The organism is Desulfovibrio litoralis DSM 11393 (genome assembly GCF_900143255.1).
In the GTDB taxonomy this organism is placed as follows: Bacteria; Desulfobacterota; Desulfovibrionia; order Desulfovibrionales; family Desulfovibrionaceae; genus Frigididesulfovibrio_A; species Frigididesulfovibrio_A litoralis.
Genome location: NZ_FRDI01000002.1, coordinates 35,208 through 54,088, shown reverse-complemented (window position 1 = coordinate 54,088; position 18,881 = coordinate 35,208). Strand labels below are relative to the sequence as shown.

Sequence of the window (18,881 nt, the reverse complement as noted above, 5' to 3'; positions counted from 1 at the left end):
TACATATTCACGATAACCTGTTCCCGCAGGAATTAAACGACCGACAATAACGTTTTCTTTTAGACCTCTGAGTTTATCAGATTTTGATTTTAAGGCCGCTTCTGTAAGAACCTTGGTTGTTTCTTGGAAAGAAGCCGCAGAAATAAACGAAGATGTGGTTAAAGAAGCTTGAGTAATACCTAAAACCAAAGACTCGGCAATCGCAGGTCTTCCACCGTTAGCAATAACCTTTTGATTTTCAAGTTTAAACTCTTGCTTATCAACTTGTTCGCCGGCAAGGAAAGAAGTATCACCCGGATCAAGCACGGTCAGTTTTTTAATCATCTGACGCACAATAACTTCAATATGTTTATCATCTATATTAACACCTTGGAAACGATAAACTTCTTGAATTTCTTCAACCAAATAGTTTGCAAGATGCTTTTCGCCTTTGGTTTTAAGAATGTCATGCAACTCTGGTTGACCTTCGGTGAGCATTTCTCCTGCTTCAACAAAATCACCATCAGCAACAGTAATATGTTTTCCTCTTGGAATCAGATAATCTTTAGCCTCACCAACCTCAGGGGTAATGGTAACTTTACGTTTTCCTTTACTGTCTCCGGCAAAGCTGGCAATTCCGTCAATTTCTGAAACAACAGCAATATCTTTAGGTTTGCGAGCTTCAAACAATTCGGCAACACGCGGCAAACCACCAACAATATCTTTTGTTTTGGAAGATTCACGAGGTTTACGAGCAATAATATCACCGGCGGCAATTTGTTGTCCGTTTTTAACCATGATAATCGCACCAACAGGCAAGTTATAGCTTGCGGGAAGGTTTGTTCCCGGACGAATTATTGACGTTCCGTTTTCATCACAAAGAAATACTTGTGGTTTAAAGCTTGTGCTACGATATTCAATAATAGATAAGGTAGACATACGGGTTGCGTCGTCTATTCTTTCTTGTACTGTTCTTCCTTCGATAATATCGTTAAACGAAACAATACCGTTAACATCAGAAATAAACGGTTCGTTAAATGGATCCCACTCAGCGAGCAAGTCTCCTTTTTTAACTTCTTGACCGTCTTTTACGTTTAAGCGAGAGCCGTTAGGCAAGATATATTTTTCTCTTTCACGTCCCTGATCATCAACAATATTGATTTGTCCGCTTTTACCAAGAACATAAGTTTGTCCGTCTTTGTTAGTAACAGATTTTAAGCGTGAAACAATAACGCGTCCGTTATGTTGAGCGATATGGCTTGAACGTTCAATTTCACGAGACGCCGTTCCCCCGATGTGGAAGGTACGCATGGTCAACTGAGTTCCTGGTTCACCGATAGATTGAGCAGCAATAATACCGACGGTTTCACCAATATTTACAAGGTGTCCGCGAGCAAGATCTCGTCCGTAACAACGTGAGCAAATACCTCGTTTTGACTGACAAGCCAAAGTCGATCTGACAGTAACCGAGTTGATTCCCAATACGTCAATCTGTTCTGCTATCTGATCAGTAATCAGAGTATTGGCAGGGAACAACTCTTCATCTTTTTCAGGGTGTTGAACAGGATATAAAAGAACACGACCAACAACACGTTCCGCAAGACGCATCTTAATTTCTCCACCTTTAATAAGGTGGGTCATATCAAGACCGTCAACAGTACCGCAATCAAGTTCGCTAACAATAACGTCTTGAACAACGTCAACCAAACGACGAGTCAAATAACCTGAGTTAGCGGTTTTAAGAGCCGTATCGGCAAGACCTTTACGAGCACCGTGGGTAGAGTTAAAGTATTGTAATACGTCTAAGCCTTCGCGGAAACAAGAAATAATCGGAGTTTCAATAATTTCACCGGAAGGTTTTGCCATAAGACCACGCATACCGGCAAGCTGACGCATTTGGTCTTGGTTACCTCTAGCACCGGAATTTGACATCATATAAATAGAGTTAAACGATGGGTTAGTTTTAACCACTCCGGTTTTTGGATCTTTAATTTCATCTGTTGAAATAGCTTTTTGCATGGCATTGGAAACGTCTTGAGTTGCCTTTGTCCATACGTCAATAACTTTGTTATATTTTTCCGTTCTGGTAATAATACCATCACGATATTGACTTTCGATATTATCAACTTCGTTAGTAGAGTTGGTAATAATTGTTTTCTTTTCATCAGGGATTTTTAAATCTTTAACCCCAATGGTTATACCGGCTCTGGTTGCATATTCGTAACCAATATCTTTTAAACGGTCGCAAAGCAATACAGCGGCTTTAGTTCCGGCATCACGATAAGCAGAACCAACTAAACGAGCTATATTCTTTTTGGTTAAAGTACAGTTTACAAGGCTAAAAGGTACGCCGCTTGGCAAAATATCACCAACCAAAATACGCCCGGGAGTAGTTTCAACCAAAACAGGTTGACCTTGTTCATTAGTCATACGCACTTTTATTTTCGCATGTAAATGAACTGATTGTGCATCATAAGCCGCAATAACTTCCCAAGGGGCACAAAAAGTCATGCCTTCGCCCGGTTGGAAATCACGATCAACCGTCATATAATAAAGACCCAAAACAATATCTTGAGAAGGTACAATAACCGGTGCACCGTTAGCAGGTGAAAGAATGTTGTTTGTACTCATCATTAAAACACGACACTCAACCTGTGCTTCGATAGATAAAGGCAAGTGAACAGCCATTTGGTCGCCGTCAAAGTCAGCGTTGTAAGCAGAACAAACTAAGGGGTGAAGACGAATGGCCTTTCCTTCAACAAGTAAAGGTTCAAAGGCTTGGATACCGAGTCTGTGGAGAGTCGGAGCACGGTTAAGCATGATTGGATACTCACGTACTACCTCTTCGAGAATATCCCAAACAGCTAACTCTTCACGTTCCACCATTTTTTTAGCACTTTTAATGGTTGAGGCGAGTCCTCTTTCTTCAAGTTTGGCATAAATAAAGGGTTTAAACAGCTCTAACGCCATTTTCTTTGGTAAACCGCATTGGTGTAATTTTAAATTTGGTCCAACAACAATTACTGAACGCCCGGAATAGTCAACACGTTTACCCAAAAGGTTTTGACGAAAACGCCCTTGTTTACCTTTAATCATATCTGATAAAGATTTTAAAGGACGACCATTTGTTCCCGTAATCGCACGACCACGACGACCGTTATCAAAAAGGGCATCAACCGCTTCTTGCAACATACGTTTTTCGTTACGAATAATAATTTCCGGAGCACCTAATTCCATTAAACGCTTTAGACGATTGTTACGGTTAATAACACGGCGATATAAATCGTTTAAATCAGAAGTAGCAAAACGACCGCCATCTAAAGGCACAAGCGGACGCAGTTCCGGTGGAATAATCGGAATAACTTCTAAAATCATCCACTCGGGTTTGTTATTTGACTCTAAAAAAGCTTCAACTATTTTTAAACGTTTAGTTAATTTTTTCTTACGAGTTTGAGAACGAGTAGATTGAGACTCTTCACGTAATTCAACTTTAAGTTTTTCAAGGTCAAGCTCTTCAAGCAAAGAACGAATAGCTTCAGCACCCATTCCAACAACCATGGCTTCTTCACCATAACTGTCGAGGGCTTGAAAATATTGGTCTTCGCTAATAACCTGAAGGCGTTGAAAACCGGTTGTACCCGGCTCTAAAACGATAAAGGAGTCAAAGTATAAAACTTTTTCCAAGTCTGCCATCGTCATATCAAGCAAAGTACCGATTTTAGAAGGCAAAGTTTTTAAAAACCAAATATGTGCAACCGGAGCGGCAAGTTCGATATGTCCCATACGTTCACGACGAACTTTAGAGGCAATAACTTCAACACCACATTTTTCACAAACAATTCCACGGTGTTTCATGCGTTTATATTTACCGCAGTTACACTCGTAGTCTTTTACCGGTCCAAAAATCTTTGCACAAAAAAGCCCGTCTCTTTCCGGCTTAAAGGTACGATAGTTAATGGTTTCCGGTTTTTTAACTTCACCAAAAGACCATTCACGAATAGACTCGGGGGAAGCAATAGAAATTTGAATTGCGGTTAAGTTTTTTATATTACTAACGCTGGCACTGGCAGCATGTGTGGTAAAAAGATCATCAAGACTCATTTTTACTCCTGATACCTCAAAAAATTAGGAAGAGGTATTATATATGTTTTCTATAGAGCCACAAAAACTTTGTTTTACAAACAAGGTTTTAAACAAAATAACTCTATAGTATTGTTATCTTTTTTCTTTTGCATATAAGCCACAACCCTCGGTTGTGCTTTTGTCAGAACCAGTTAAAAAACTGCTTAGCTCACCGTGAATTTTTCAACGAGTGGCTTTAAAGGTCTGAACACAACTTTAAAGCATCAGCTTTTTTATATAAAAAATTTCAAAAGTGAGCTTATAATTTTATTATTTATAAGCTCACTAAAAACCATTATTTTGAATTATTTGAACCGGAAGAGTAACCGCCGGCACCTTCAAATTGACCTTGTGCTTTTACTTCTGGACTACTTTGTTCTTTTGAACCGGCACAAGCGGAAAGCACCACAAACGATAAAACAACACTCAAGATTAAAACATTTTTAAGATATGCAAAAACCTTATTCATCTTCATCGTCCTCTTCATTTGAATTGTGAGAAGAACCTCCGTCAAAGTCATAACCATCAGAATCACGACTGGTTTTGTCGTCTTCATCGGAGTCGTCTTCATATTGATTAAATACTAAGCTTTCCAAATCATCGTCATCATCATCGTCATCTCTGTCCATACTGCGATCTAAATCGCCTCTATCAATAATTTGTTCAGGACGACGAATTGTTTCGTAATGACCATCACCAAAAACAGACAAGCGTTTAGGACGTTTTTTACCCTCTTCTTGATGTAAAGTAACATCTAAACCAAGAGACATAAGTTCTTTAACCAATACGTTAAATGACTCAGGTAACCCGGCTTCAAGGAAGTTATCGCCTTTAACGATTTTTTCATACATCTTAACACGCCCTGAAACGTCATCAGACTTAACGGTTAAGAATTCTTGCAAGAGGTAAGACGCTCCATAAGCTTCCAACGCCCAAACTTCCATCTCTCCGAGTCTCTGACCACCAAACTGTGCTTTACCGCCCAGAGGTTGTTGAGTAACTAGAGAGTAAGGTCCGGTTGAACGAGCATGGATTTTTTCATCAACCAAGTGGTGCAATTTAAGAATATACATAACCCCGGTGGTAACACGGTTAGCAAAGGCTTCTCCGGTACGACCGTCATAAAGATTTGTTTTTCCATCATCAGGCAAGCCCGCTTTACGCAACCAACCCCAGATTTCATCTTCGTTGGCTCCGTCAAAAACCGGTGTATGCACAACAATACCGTCTTTCATTTTCTTAACGCTTGCAACAAACTCTTCGTCGCTCATAGCATCAACAAGTTTGGAAACGGAAGGTGAGTCAAAAACACTCTTTACCTCAGCTCGCACATCTTGAAGATTTTTCTTAAGCATATCGTATAATTGACCGCCAAGCTCTTTAGCCGCCCAACCAAGGTGGGTTTCCATAATCTGACCAATATTCATACGAGAAGGAACACCAAGCGGGTTAAGAACTATATCTACTGTGCGACCATCAGCAAAGAAAGGCATATCTTCTATCGGCAAGATACAAGAAACAACACCTTTGTTACCATGGCGCCCCGCCATTTTATCACCAACGTTAAGTTTACGTTTTACCGCAATATAAACCTTAACCATTTTGATAACGCCCGGAGGTAAATCATCGCCCTCAACGGCTTTTTCACGTTTTACTTCATAAATATTATGAATATAATCAACTTGCTTGTCATATTCCAAAAGAAATTCGGCAATTGCATCATTGACTTCACGGCTACGGAAAACATTTGCTAACTTTTTAAGCGGAACTTGATCTAAGATTTCAGTAGTCGCAACAGCACCTTCTTCTGCGATAACTTCGCCTTTTTTCTTACCGGTTAAGGTCGTATTAAGCTGTTTATCCAAACACAAGGCATATATTTTTTCTCTGGTGGTTTGACCAAGGGCTTTAACATGGTCTTTTTCTTTTTCATCAAGCATTGTCAATTCTGAATTTTCAATCAGAACCGTACGTTCGTCTTTTTCACTTGAACGACGATTAAACACTTTAACCGCAAGAACGGTTCCTTCTATTCCCGGCGGAACTTTAAGAGAAGTATTTTTTACATCTCTAGCTTTATCACCGAATATTGCTCTTAACAATTTTTCTTCGGGAGATAGTTGAGTTTCGCCTTTTGGAGTAATTTTTCCAACAAGAATATTATCGGGTTTAACGTTGGCACCAATACGAATAACACCAGACGCATCAAGGTCTTTAAGCATTTCTTCGCTTACGTTTGGAATATCTCTGGTAATTTCCTCAGGTCCAAGCTTGGTATCACGGGCAACAACTTCAAATTCTTCTATATGAACACTAGTAAATACGTCATCACTAACGCATTTTTCAGAAATCAAAATAGAGTCTTCAAAGTTATATCCGCACCATGGCATAAACGCAACAGTTAGGTTTTTACCCAACGCCAAGTCTCCGGTATCAATACCGGGGCCATCAGCCAGAACAGTACCTTTTTTAACTACCTGACCGGGGAGGCAAACAGGTTTTTGTCCAAAACAAGAGTTTTGGTTTGATTTATGATATTTTTGTAAATTATAAGCTTTAACCCCACCGCTATTGGGTGCAATATCAGTGTTATTATAGCTTACGATAATACGGTTTGCATCGGAATAACGCACAACACCATCATCTTCAGCAATAATACAAGCACCAGAGTCTCTAGCGACTTCGCCTTCCATACCCGTTCCGATAATAGGCTTACAACTACGTAAAAGAGGAACAGCCTGACGTTGCATGTTAGAACCCATGAGTGCACGGTTTGCATCATCATGTTCCAAAAACGGAATCAAAGCAGCGGAAATAGAAACCATTTGAGACGGAGAAATATCCATTAAAGAAACATCTTCTTTAGGACTCATCAAAACATCGCCACGCACACGAGTTGTAACATAAGAATCAGAAAGATTGCCTTCTGTATCAACTACGGCGTTCGCCTGTGCGATTACTTCGCCCTGTTCACTCGAAGCGTCAAGATAACGAATTTCATCGGTAATTTGGTTTTCTTGTACCACACGATAAGGGGTTTCAATAAAACCGAAATCGTTAACTTTTGCATAAGTGGTTAAAGAAACGATAAGACCAATGTTCGGACCTTCCGGTGTTTCAATAGGACAAATACGCCCATAGTGAGAAGTATGAACGTCTCGAACCTCAAAACCGGCTCTTTCACGAGTAAGACCGCCCGGCCCTAAGGCAGAAAGACGGCGTTTATGGGTAACTTCTGACAGTGAGTTGGTTTGATCCATAAACTGTGAAAGCTGAGAAGTTCCAAAAAACTCTTTAAGTACGGCGGCAACAGGCTTAGGGTTAATTAAGTCATGGGGCATGAGTGTAGCAACTTCTTGCAAACTCATACGCTCTTTTATTGCACGTTCCATACGCACAAGACCTATGCGATATTGGTTTTCTACCAACTCACCAACAGGACGAACACGGCGGTTGCCCAGATGGTCAATATCATCAGCAGGGCCATGAGTATCTTTAAGGTGCATTAAGATTTTGATTGCTTGTAAAATATCGTTATCAGTCAAAACACGCAAAGTAAGAGGCTCGTCAAGACCTAAACGCTGATTAAGTTTATAGCGTCCAACCGGAGAAAGGTCATAATAATCGCCATTTCTGAAAAGGTTGTCAAAATAACTCGCCGCAACTTCAGGAGTAGGCGGAGAAGAAGGTCGCAAGCGACGGAAAATTTCAATTTGAGCAGCTTCGACGTCTGTTGTTTTATCAAGTACCAAAGTATCACGCAAAGAAGAAGAAGTATCAGGTCCGTTGGTATAAAGAACGGGAATACGGTTTATTCCAAGCTCATGTAAGCGAGTCATCAACGCAGAGCTAAGCTCGTCGGTAGATTCGGCAAGCACTTCACCCGTATTTGGTTCAATAATATCTTCGGCAAGGAAAAGACCTTCTACATATTCAGGAGCAACCTCTATTTGGGTAACACCGGCTTCAAGCATTTGTCTCCAAGCACGTTTATTGATTGGACGACCGGCTTTTAAAATAACATTACCTTTAGAGTCAGCAATATCAGCAAAACTATTTTCTTTGCGATAAAGATTTTCGTTAATCTCTAAAAAGACTCTACCGCTCATATCAAGCGTATAATATTCTTTGCGATAAAAATAGTTTAAAATATCGTCTTTAGTCATGCCCATAGCTTTAAATAAGATAGTAGCAGGCATTTTACGACGACGGTCTATACGCACATAAAGAATGTCTTTGTGGTCAAAGTCAAAATCAAGCCAAGAACCACGCATAGGAATTATGCGAGAAGAATAGAGTACCTTTTTGGAAGAGTGAGTACGCCCGGAATCATGTTCAAAGATAATTCCCGGAGAACGTTGAAGCTGGTTAACTATAACTCTTTCTGTTCCGTTAATGATAAAAGTTCCCTTATCAGTCATTAAAGGCACAGTTCCAAAATAAATATCTTGTTCTTTAATATCTCTGATAGAACGATTTCCCGAAGCTTCGTCAACATCATAAACCACTAAACGCACTTTAATACGAATAGGAGATTCATAGGTTAAGCCCTTGGAAATACACTCATCTTGATCATATTTCGGCTCGCTTATCTCATAGCTGACATATTCCAAACTAGCTGTTCGGTTAAAATCTTCTATAGGAAAAACAGAGCGAAAAACGCCTTCAAGCCCTTCGTCGGGAACTCTCTCCGCTTCATTGAGCTGTAAAAACTTTATATAAGAATCAACCTGTAGATTTAACAGGTGAGGAATCGGGAGGGTTACATCGATTTTGCCGAATCTTTTACTGAGTTGGCCCATGTTTGTTACCTCTGGGTGGGAATAAATCTCTATAGGGTTACTTTATAATAGCAGCTTGTCAAAGACAAAAGACCAAAAGGTCAAAACAACACTACTACATTATTATATATAAAACTTAACTAAGGTTTAAGGTTTATGTTTTTTTATTGACACAAAAACAAAGACTAGAAAAATTGAAACTTTGGACAGATTTGAACAGAAATGACGGCTATTTTTTATTACCGCTACAAAAGATAAACATAAATTTTTTATTTCACCGGTTTAAATTATAAAAAAACAGAAACTTAAAAAACCAAAACAATCCACATAAACAAAAAAATGCCACTAAGAGGAAACAGGCTTAAAACCATGTTTCTGGGGTGGCTATATAGCTAAGCTATCGTTTTATTTGGCGTTGTCATTCAATTAAAAGCCCCTGGTAAAAACAATACTAAGGTAAATTTATAACATCGAACTGCTACCACTAACAAAATAAAAAAAAAATAGCAAGAGCTTTTATCATTTTTTCATGATTTTTTTATATTCAGGTTAACAATAGAAAATTTAATATACATTGTCAATTATTTTTTAAAAAAAGAGTATAAGAATAAGATTTCTTTGCTAAAAAAAGATTACTATAACACTCAGTTTTACCTTATTTTATCATCATTTTATGTTTTGAGACGATTGAACAATAGGCTCAAAGCGGATTTAGCCAGAAAGACACTCAAAAAAACTTTTTTATTTTTTATAAAAAATAACTTGATTTATTATGCTAAATATAGCACAATAGGCTTAAGGCAAAAAGAAAGCTCAAAACACGCCAACTTTTTGATAATTTTCTGGCTTTATTCCTCACTTTTAAAGTCAAAAAACTTTTTGCTCCTCGCAAAAGATCCGACAATAACTCGCAATATTGTCGGATTTTTTTCATAAAAAAGAACTTTAACGTATTGATAGTATTATCAAAAAAAACTATTTCGTTCGAAAAAACGCTTGATACAACCACAAACAACTAAGAACCCCGAAAGAAAGATTAGGCAACCACGCCGCCAAAATTGGGGTTAAACCGCCCTTTGCACCCAAACTACTTGCAAAAGCATTAAAGCTATACAATAAAAAAATACAGATCAAGCCTTGCCCAAGGCAAATATACATATTTTTTCCGCTTAAACTTATACTTAACGCCAAAAGCCCCATAACTAAAAGTGAGGCGGCATATGCCAATTTATTGTGCCAAGAAGTTTTTAGAGCTTCGACGTTAGAGCCTGAATTTTTTAAACGCTTAATAGTCGCCCCAAGCTCTCCAAAACTATATTGCGAAAAAGTTTTTTTAGATTGGGCAACGACAAAAGCAGATAAAGTTTGTTTCAAAGCAATTTGAAAAGACGGCTCTTCTTTAATCGAATAATTTTTTGTATTTGTTATTCTTGCATTTTTTAACAGCCAAAAATCTTTTTGAGTAACAAAACTGTCTGCTAAAATAATATTTTCTATATGATTTTTATCAGCGGAAAGTTGATAAGCGGAAAAGCCAACACCCTCTTTTAACATAGGTCTTGCTTCTTGAATATGTACAATATAATCACCTTCCGTAAACCAAACACCGGTAATTGTTTTTTGAGACGCAGAAAGCCCCTTAACATCTTCTGTCAGTATCTTGCGAGCTAGGTTTTCACCTTTTATTCCCAAATAATCTGAAAAAGCAAATTGTATTACGCCCCAGATGCAACTAATAATCATAAAATATTTAACAATAACTAAAGGAGATATTCCCCCGGCTCCGAGGGCAATTAATTCTTTATTGTTTGCCATCAGTCTAATCTGAACTATACAGGCAAGCAAAAACACCGCCGGTAAAATCTGAGAAATAATCATAGGAATTTTTACGGCAAAATAAGTAATCGCCGTCAAAAAACCGGCATCAGCGGCAATAAAACGCTCAAGATTTTCAAAAACATCAGCAAGCAGATATATGCCAACTCCAAGACATAAAACAGAAGCCAGCAAAAAAAGGTTCTGGCGTGCCGTATAACGAAAAAGTATATTCATATTTTGGTTATTATTCAATATTATTGTTAAACAACAGTTAAACGTTAAGTTTTTTTGAACACTTTTCTTTTAATAAAAAGAGTAAAGGATTGTAAAGAAGGAATGCGTTCTATACTTGTTAAATATAAACCATAAAGAGCAATAATAAAAAACAAGACGTTTGGAATCCAAAGCCCGATAATCGGGGCTAAAGAACCAGATTCACCAAGAGCTATTCCAAAAGATAACAGGCTGTAATATAAAATAAAAAAGACAAAAAGCAAAGGTGTCGCTCCCTGGCGTCCTATTCCACCCAAAGATACCGCCAAAGGAATAGCAAACAAACCCAAAACAAGACAAGAAACCGGTAAAGCAATACGTTTTTGTATTTCAACCGCCACCTTATTCCAAAAGCGCGAATCTTTTTCACCTAACTCAGGACTTGTCTTTAATGAAACAAGTTGAGACCATGACATATCTTTTGGCTTGGGTTCATCAAAAGTAAAACCCGAAACTATTTTTGAAATATCCACATTTACAACATATTCTTCAAAGCTTAAAACACTCAAGCTGTCTTTGCTCAAATAATAAAGTTGTCCATTATTCAAGACAAAACTAAGTTTGCGTTCTGCGACGTTTTTACTCAAACTACCTTGTGATGCCAATCCGATAATACGCGTATCTTTATCTTTGGCTTGGGTTTTATCTTCAAAGATAATATGATGTAGTAAATCTGTTTTAACGTCAACATTGCGTGCAAACAAAGTAACGCCGGCAATATCTTGATTAAAAACACCAGGTTGGATAATTATTTTGGCACGATTATGCACAACGTCTAAGAGCAGGGCATTAAAGTTGCCCATTCCCCATGAAATTCCATATAGCGAGATAAAAAGACTTATTATTCCCGTAATTAACGAAAAAATCAAAGGGCTTGGCAAAATCTCTTTGATGCTTATTCCACCGGCTTTTAAAGCAATCAGCTCTCTATCAGTATTCATGCGTAAAAAACTTAAAAAAACGGCAAACATAGTGGACAGAGGAATAATAATTAATAAAAACATAGGGCTAAGATAAACAAACAAACTTAAAGTATCTAAAAGACCAAGTTCCAAACCAATAAACATCTCTTTATAATGCACCATACGCCCTATTAAAACAACAGTCAGCAAGATGATTAAGCAAAATATAAAATTTATTGTTAAACTTTTGCTCAAATAACGATGTAATATATTTATTTTCAAGTTACGCCCTAAAATATTTCATTATTTTTTCTCTGATTCAACAGAAAACAGCCTAAGCATAGCCTCGGCATCTTTAGGACCAAGGTTAAAACGCACACAAGCTTCATCAATAAACTGCATAAGCTTACGATTTTGTTCTAAGGCTGTACTCTCTTTATATGGTGTTTCCTTAACTTTTTCCAAAACATATGCTTGTGCTTCATGCAATAAATTTGCATTTGTAATTATAGTCGGCATAAATAATCCTTTTCCATATTTTTACAATGAAAAATAAATGTTAAAGCGATTTAAAACCTGAGAAACACAATACCTTTCAGCAATATGCTTTACCAATCTTTATTTCTTATACTAATATACCAAAGCTTGCAACTTTTGATTGCATAGTTTATTGAGGCTATTGCATAATAGTCTCAAGGTGGCTTTCGCCAGAAAGATACTCTAGAAAGACACTCCAAAAATCACGAATAAAGACACTTGACTGGCTTTGCCTGCCAGTGGGCCTTAAAGTTCTTTGGGGGGGGGGCTTCCGGGCTATCCCCCGAAACAAAGTGAAAATTTAATTTTCCTGTAAAATGAGTGGTTTTGTGTTTTAACTCGTTTTATGCTATGTGCGTACAGATCATAAAACGATGAAAAAAGTACGCAAAACGGAGTTTTGCAATGGTCTTTATTAGATTTTAGCTGTTTATTGAACGTATTACAACAAACAATTTTATTATATAAAAAAAAACACAGAGAAATATATGAATGAACTATTACAAGCGCTTATCCTTGGAACGGTAGAGGGTTTAACAGAATTTTTACCGATTTCTTCCACAGGTCATTTAATAATTACAAGTTACCTTTTGGGGTTAAGCGGAGAAAAAATTGCTTTTTTTGAAGTCTTTATCCAACTTGGTGCAATCTTGGCGGTAGTCGTACTTTATTTCAAGCGTTTTTGGGGTTTACTTTTTCCCCAACCTTATGTGCGTTTTGCCGGTATCAGAGGTCTTTATTATTTGTTTTTAACCTCTTTTCCCGCGGCTTTATTAGGGTTATTACTACATAAATATATAAAAATATATCTGTGGAGTCCTTTAACTGTTGCAATCGCTCTTTTTATTGGCGGAATCTTAATGTTTATAGTTGAATCAACTAAAAAACGTGAACGCCATGTTGTTCTGGACGAGATGACTCCAAAGCTTGCATTCGGTATAGGTCTTTTTCAATGTTTTGCGTTATTTCCCGGCTTTTCCCGCTCGGCTTCTACTATTATGGGTGGAATGATTCTTGGTGCAAAACGTAGCCTTGCCGCCGAATATTCTTTTATTGCAGCTGTTCCGCTTATGTTTGCGGCAACAAGCTTTGATTTTTACAATAACTGGTCATTATTGGAACTCAACGACCTTCCATTTTTTCTAACCGGCTTTATTGTTTCGTTTACTACAGCTATTATTGCCATAAAAACCTTTATCATCTTAATGGGAAAAATGACTCTTCGCCCTTTTGCCGTTTATCGTATTATTTTAGCTCTGGTCATATATTTTGTGCTTGTATAACCGCAAAACCACAGTAAAAGCTATAAAAAACACACTCAAAACCTAAAATATATTGCGAAAAACTTGTAAACGGTATATTATTAAATCATAGTCAATAATTTTTAAAAGCCTAAAGTCGTAGTTTATGAAACAGACCCTTTCTAAACAGCCAAATCAATTCCAAGCTCCCCTACTTATTTTGAACACTCAAAGTAAGATTATAGACTATAATCTTTTAGCAAAAGACCTATTTGAAGCACATGCAATAAATATTGAAGCTCAAAATGAACCCACATCTTTATTTTGCACAAAGAAAAATCTAACTGACTTTTTTAAAGAAGCTCAAACCAACGGCTTTTCCATGTTATTCGAGGCTTCACTTAACTTAGAGACTAAAAAGCCACAGCCTTTATACAACCTTTACGCCTTTTCGGAAGATGAACAAACCCAACTGTTTATTTGTCAAAATGCGGAAAATGACGAAAACAGCGAAAAACAAAAAGCCCAAGTCTTACTAGATAAAACATTGAAAATTTTTTTATCCGACAAAGAATTTGGCGTTCAAATTCAAGAGCTTTTCAAATTGTTGTCTCGTTATCTTGAAACAGACAATATTCAACTCTTTAAATGCGACCCACTCAACCTTGAGTTTAGGCTTATTCAAAGTAAAACCACAGCACAAAATCAAATTGTCCTTCCACGCAAACTTGATATCCAAGTTATTCTTCCAAGCTTGGCAACTTATCTTTCATCTCATGATTATTTTTTGGAAACAAGCCAAATCAATACGGGAAATATATTTAAACGTTTTATTCAACTCAACAAGCTCAAATCGTTACTAGCTCTTCCCTTAAAAGAAAATAACACGCTAAACGCCATTTTTGTTTTTGAAAATAAAAATATCAAATGGTCTGCAATTCAACTTGATACCGTTTCAAAAATATCACAACTATTAAATCTTTTTATAATTGAAAAACAAGAGACAACCGGAAATTACGAAACAAAGTTTTTAGAACAACTTATAGCCGAATCAAAGGCGATAATAGGAATTGTTGATCAAGAAACAAATAATGTACTCTTTGCCAACAAACTTTTTATGGACACAACAGACTTTGAAACGATGAATTTACGTTGTTGGAACAGCGTTGTGCACTCGGAAGCTCAAAGTTGTGAAAACTGTGTTTTAAACAACAAGCAATTTACCGGTCGCTTTACCAAAGATGTTTACCTACCAAATTTAAAAGCTTGGTTTAGAATTGAACATAAAACCTTTAACTGGGTCAACAATAAACGTCTTATCTTATTTTGGGCTGAAAATATAAGCCCTATGAGAATTGATGAACACAATATCCAAAAAAAATTAAAAACCGACCCTTTAACTGGCGAGCTTAATATAGAAACCGGGTTTGGACTGCTTCAACAAATGCTTAACTCTGCCCAAACCAAAGACGATAAAACAAAGCTACTGCCTAAAATCTCAGAAATGGGAATAGAGGTTGTTGCTTTTGGGTTAGATAACTATAATACACTCCAAGAAGCACTAGGCAGCGAAGCCGCAATACTTGCCTTCAAAAAATTTATCATTACAATGAAAAACGAATTTGGCTTTAATGACGCAATAATAATCAATAAAAACAGCTTTTTTGCAATTTTTGATAATACAGTATCAACCACAAGACTTAAGTTTAACATTAGACAATATTTTAACAAAGCAAACGAAAATATTAATAACATCTCATCTTATATGACGGAATCTAGCTTTGGAACAGCCAACTCGTTACAACTAAACACCCAAAATGCTCATGAATTGGTAAAAGCGGCACACAAAAACATGCTCTTGTTTAGACGCAACAAACTCAACTCTCTTAATAATACTTTATTATAATCCAATGAACACAATGACAATTCCAAATACACAACTTTTATATACTCTCGAACTTGACGCTCAAGGAAAAATAATTGATGCGTCAGAAAACCTGAACCCAATATTTTCAAAACTCTTAAAAAATCAAGATGAAATAACGCCTAATCAAGTTAAGTTATTAATAGAGAAAATGTCGGTTGATACTTGGTCAGAACTTTTGTTTAAAGATAAAACAATCTTAAACATCATCTTTAAAAAAACCAAAGAAAATGGAAATACAACAGTCTTATCTACGCCTATTTATGTTGATAAAAATACTGCAATTGAAACAAGCATCTTTGCCGTTGAGCTAAATACGAGCGAAATAGAAGATATTCCTTTAAAAAACGCCAAACCGAGCAACAACAAACACGGTTACAAACTTTTTATTCAAACAATCTCAAAAAATAATACTAATTTTGAAATTAACCAGATTAAAGAACAACATATTTGGCAACAAATATGGAACATAGCCCTTAGTGAGTTTTCAACCCAAAATATTGCTCAAGAAATTCTGAATATTGTGGGAGAATTTATTAAAGCCAAACAAATTCTCATTATCGAACAAGAAGAAAATAACCATAAAATGTGTTATGAATGGTCGAACCCTCAACAAACATATTGCGAAGAAAACCAAACGACCAAAAGAGATATGGTTAACAACCAGACTCCATATTGCTTTCACAAGCAAAAACTAGATACTCCACTTTTAATAGAGTTTATTACTTCACACAAAAAAACTTATTACCTCTCAGATCATAAGCTATTAACTAAACACAACAATAAAGCTTTTAAAAATTTAGATGTTGAATGTTTATGGATCTTTCCCTATCACACAACACCAACAGCTTACTCAAAACAACAAAAAACTTTGTATATTATCTTTGAACACAGCATCAAACAAGAAAAATGGACAAAAAAAGAACAAGAATTTTTAACCAAAACAGCCCATTTTATCGCTGTCTTTATTTCTTTAAAAAGAAAAGCCCTTCAAGCTCAAAGCTATAAAAAAGCTTTAAAAGAACTTTTATCTTTGGCTGAATCGGGAATCTGCCTAATAAACAAAAAATCAGGTACAATATTATATTCCAACACAATGTTTAACTTGTTAATTGGCGATGAAATAAAACCATCAAGCAAGATTAATAACTATTTTGATTTAAACGTACTCTATAATGAATATGCAAAACAAAAAATAGAAAGACAAAATAACCAACAAAACTCAATCAATAACACAAACCCAGACTTAACCTTTGAGTGTTTTTTTCCGGAAAGAGTACGTTGGGTTTTTGCGTCTTGTTTTGAGCTTTTCTCCGAAAAATTAAATGACAAATCAAACGAGCTTTTAATTATTTATCTTTTAGATATTACCAGCCAAAAAGAGGAATATGCCGTACGCCAACGCCTAGCTACGATAGATCGCTCAAGCGGTGCTTTGTATCTACAGTTTGGACTAAATCTTTTAGACGAAATTACAAAAAAAACAGACACTACCGAAACGTCTTTAACTTTAGCCTGTATAAGCTTTGATAATTATCATTTCTTAGACAAATCAAATAACCCGGAATATGATAACGAAATGCTCGCTTTTGTCGTTAGAACCATAAAAATGAGAAAGGTTGATTACGAAATTATTCGCACCAACCTAAATGAGCTTATTATCTGTATGCAAAACGTTAGTTTGGAAAATGCCCAAGAGTTTTTTGCAGAACTGCCAGATATGCTAAAAAAAGACGCAGGCTTTAGCTATTCGGATTATGAGCTTAAGTTTAGCCTGGGTTACGCTGAAAGCAATTATAAAAACCGTAAAAATTCTCTTGAGTTGTTATTAGAAGCCAAGCGCAATCTATATTCCTTAAAAAACAAGAAAAAAAATAAAGCAAACTTTCTCTTAATATAAATAGTTTATGGTTTGCCTTTAGCCTGATAAAAAGCAACAAATCAAAAAGCTTAGTCTAAAATCAATCAAAAAGTTTAGTCTAAATTTTTAGACACTTTTTTAATATAACTAAGCCCTAAACCAACAGCGATAATACCGGCAAAAAAGAATAAAAAGTCCATAGCAAACTCCTCTTTATTTTATATTGTGCAATAGTCCCGAATAATATTAACCTGCTTTATAGTACACAAAAAATAACGTTTTGAGAAGAGAATAAAAGCAACTTTTATAAAATATTACACCCTCGCTGATTTTACTAAATATAATAAACATAAAAAAGAATGCTTTATTGAAAGAAATAATATTAAATAATTGCCTTTTTTAATAGCGTATGCTATAGTAATATTCAATAAGAGATATTTTGCAATATACTAATAAAAATAGCGAGGCACATTATGGAACTGCTACTTCTCGAAAACCAACTCAACGATGCCAAAAACCTATTGGAAAAAGTCATGGTGGTAAACAAAAAAAATGTACATATTAAATATGTTTACACAGGTATTTTACATATTTTGGAAAACATTGACACCTTTGGAAAAAGCTTAAAAGCAAGCAAACCTTTTATTACTTATTTTAAAGAAAATATCACTAGCCTCTCACAAATGGAACAACAACTTTCAAAAAAACAAATTCCCTCTTACTTAGAACATATCAATGAAGTATGTTTTTCTTTGTTTGAAGAAATGGTTATTTTTTTTAGAGAAAGAGACTTAAATCCAAATGTTCAAACCGGAACGTTTGAAACTTCTTTTTTATCTTACTTTAAAAATCATGATGATTGGCTTCCGACTGATGAGACCTTAGTTTGTCGTTTTTATTATGATTACCTCCCCCGTTTTTTTAATTCAGAGTTAAATATTCAAGATTTTGATACAATTATCAAAAAGCAATAAACTTACGTTTACAATACTTTGATTTTTTTAATATAATAATAAAAAATCTATCTTAGCTTTTATTTTACAAATATTTTTTATTATCCCTCTTTACTTTTAAAAAAGCCTGCTTACTTATCAAATCAGGGGTAAAATAAAAAATATAAAAAAATAAGATTTACCCCTTTACAAAGTTCAAATGGGTTTTATTTAGCTACAAGAATGGATTGAATAATTCATTCGGTGCTTTTATCCAAATAAAAATCAGTTTTTCTTTTATGTGCTTAAGACAAGAATGGTTTAATTTAACAAAAATGTCTTTACCTTTTTCGTATTAATTGGCACACCCTGATTCTATTTGCATAAGCTCTCTTTATATAATACATAAAACTTTTGATTTTATGTGATTTAACAATGTTTGTTAAATTAAAACAAACAGCTCCTTGTGTGTTGTTTTGTTTTTTTAAATAAAATATATATTAAATTGGAG

9 protein-coding genes and 1 pseudogene are annotated in these 18,881 nt (G+C 35.7%); 4 read left to right on the top strand and 6 right to left on the bottom strand.

Going from position 1 to position 18,881, the window contains the following annotated elements; genetic code table 11:
• From rpoC to BT999_RS00220, 6 genes and pseudogenes are all read right to left on the bottom strand, one after another.
• Positions 1-4,080: DNA-directed RNA polymerase subunit beta' (rpoC, locus tag BT999_RS00245; RefSeq protein WP_072695323.1), on the bottom strand; the 4,080-nt coding region annotated here is incomplete at its 3' end.
• Positions 4,081-4,396: 316 nt separating this feature from the next.
• Positions 4,397-4,570, bottom strand: a complete 174-nt coding sequence (locus tag BT999_RS12455) for a hypothetical protein (RefSeq protein WP_178139288.1) — start codon at positions 4,568-4,570, stop codon at positions 4,397-4,399.
• 238 nt (positions 4,571-4,808) lie between these two features.
• Positions 4,809-8,903 (bottom strand): annotated as a pseudogene (gene rpoB, locus BT999_RS00240) (DNA-directed RNA polymerase subunit beta); the annotation flags it as partial.
• A gap of 954 nt (positions 8,904-9,857) precedes the next feature.
• Complete coding sequence (locus BT999_RS00230) at positions 9,858-10,934, bottom strand: LptF/LptG family permease (protein WP_072696071.1); 1,077 nt, start codon at positions 10,932-10,934, stop codon at positions 9,858-9,860.
• Between the two features lie 44 nt (positions 10,935-10,978).
• A complete protein-coding gene (gene lptF, locus BT999_RS00225; protein WP_178139287.1) occupies positions 10,979-12,157 on the bottom strand; it encodes an LPS export ABC transporter permease LptF in 1,179 nt (392 codons plus the stop codon).
• 21 nt (positions 12,158-12,178) lie between these two features.
• On the bottom strand, positions 12,179-12,394 hold the full coding sequence (locus BT999_RS00220) for a hypothetical protein (protein WP_072695319.1): 216 nt from the start codon (positions 12,392-12,394) through the stop codon (positions 12,179-12,181).
• Between the two features lie 506 nt (positions 12,395-12,900).
• On the opposite strand from BT999_RS00220, the gene BT999_RS00215 reads away from it, so the two are divergent.
• The 4 genes from BT999_RS00215 (at position 12,901) to BT999_RS00200 (ending at position 18,412) form a co-directional block, all read left to right on the top strand.
• Positions 12,901-13,695 (top strand): undecaprenyl-diphosphate phosphatase, encoded by a 795-nt coding sequence (locus BT999_RS00215; RefSeq protein ID WP_072695317.1) that lies wholly within the window; start codon positions 12,901-12,903, stop codon positions 13,693-13,695.
• A gap of 124 nt (positions 13,696-13,819) precedes the next feature.
• On the top strand, positions 13,820-15,559 hold the full coding sequence (locus tag BT999_RS00210; protein ID WP_072695315.1) for a hypothetical protein: 1,740 nt from the start codon (positions 13,820-13,822) through the stop codon (positions 15,557-15,559).
• A 13-nt stretch (positions 15,560-15,572) separates the two neighbouring features.
• Positions 15,573-17,477 (top strand): diguanylate cyclase, encoded by a 1,905-nt coding sequence (locus BT999_RS00205; RefSeq protein ID WP_072695313.1) that lies wholly within the window; start codon positions 15,573-15,575, stop codon positions 17,475-17,477.
• Between the two features lie 434 nt (positions 17,478-17,911).
• Entirely contained in the window at positions 17,912-18,412 is a 501-nt protein-coding gene (locus tag BT999_RS00200; RefSeq protein WP_072695311.1) for a hypothetical protein, read from the top strand.
• The last annotated feature ends 469 nt before the right edge of the window (positions 18,413-18,881 follow it).

What these genes read in the sequence shown, in the direction of transcription:
- BT999_RS12455 (WP_178139288.1), bottom strand. Translation starts at nt 4,570, where the DNA reads ATGAATAAGGTTTTTGCATATCTTAAAAATGTTTTAATCTTGAGTGTT.
- BT999_RS00230 (WP_072696071.1), bottom strand. Translation starts at nt 10,934, where the DNA reads ATGAATATACTTTTTCGTTATACGGCACGCCAGAACCTTTTTTTGCTG.
- BT999_RS00220 (WP_072695319.1), bottom strand. Translation starts at nt 12,394, where the DNA reads ATGCCGACTATAATTACAAATGCAAATTTATTGCATGAAGCACAAGCA.
- BT999_RS00215 (WP_072695317.1), top strand. Translation starts at nt 12,901, where the DNA reads ATGAATGAACTATTACAAGCGCTTATCCTTGGAACGGTAGAGGGTTTA.
- BT999_RS00210 (WP_072695315.1), top strand. Translation starts at nt 13,820, where the DNA reads ATGAAACAGACCCTTTCTAAACAGCCAAATCAATTCCAAGCTCCCCTA.
- BT999_RS00205 (WP_072695313.1), top strand. Translation starts at nt 15,573, where the DNA reads ATGACAATTCCAAATACACAACTTTTATATACTCTCGAACTTGACGCT.
- BT999_RS00200 (WP_072695311.1), top strand. Translation starts at nt 17,912, where the DNA reads ATGGAACTGCTACTTCTCGAAAACCAACTCAACGATGCCAAAAACCTA.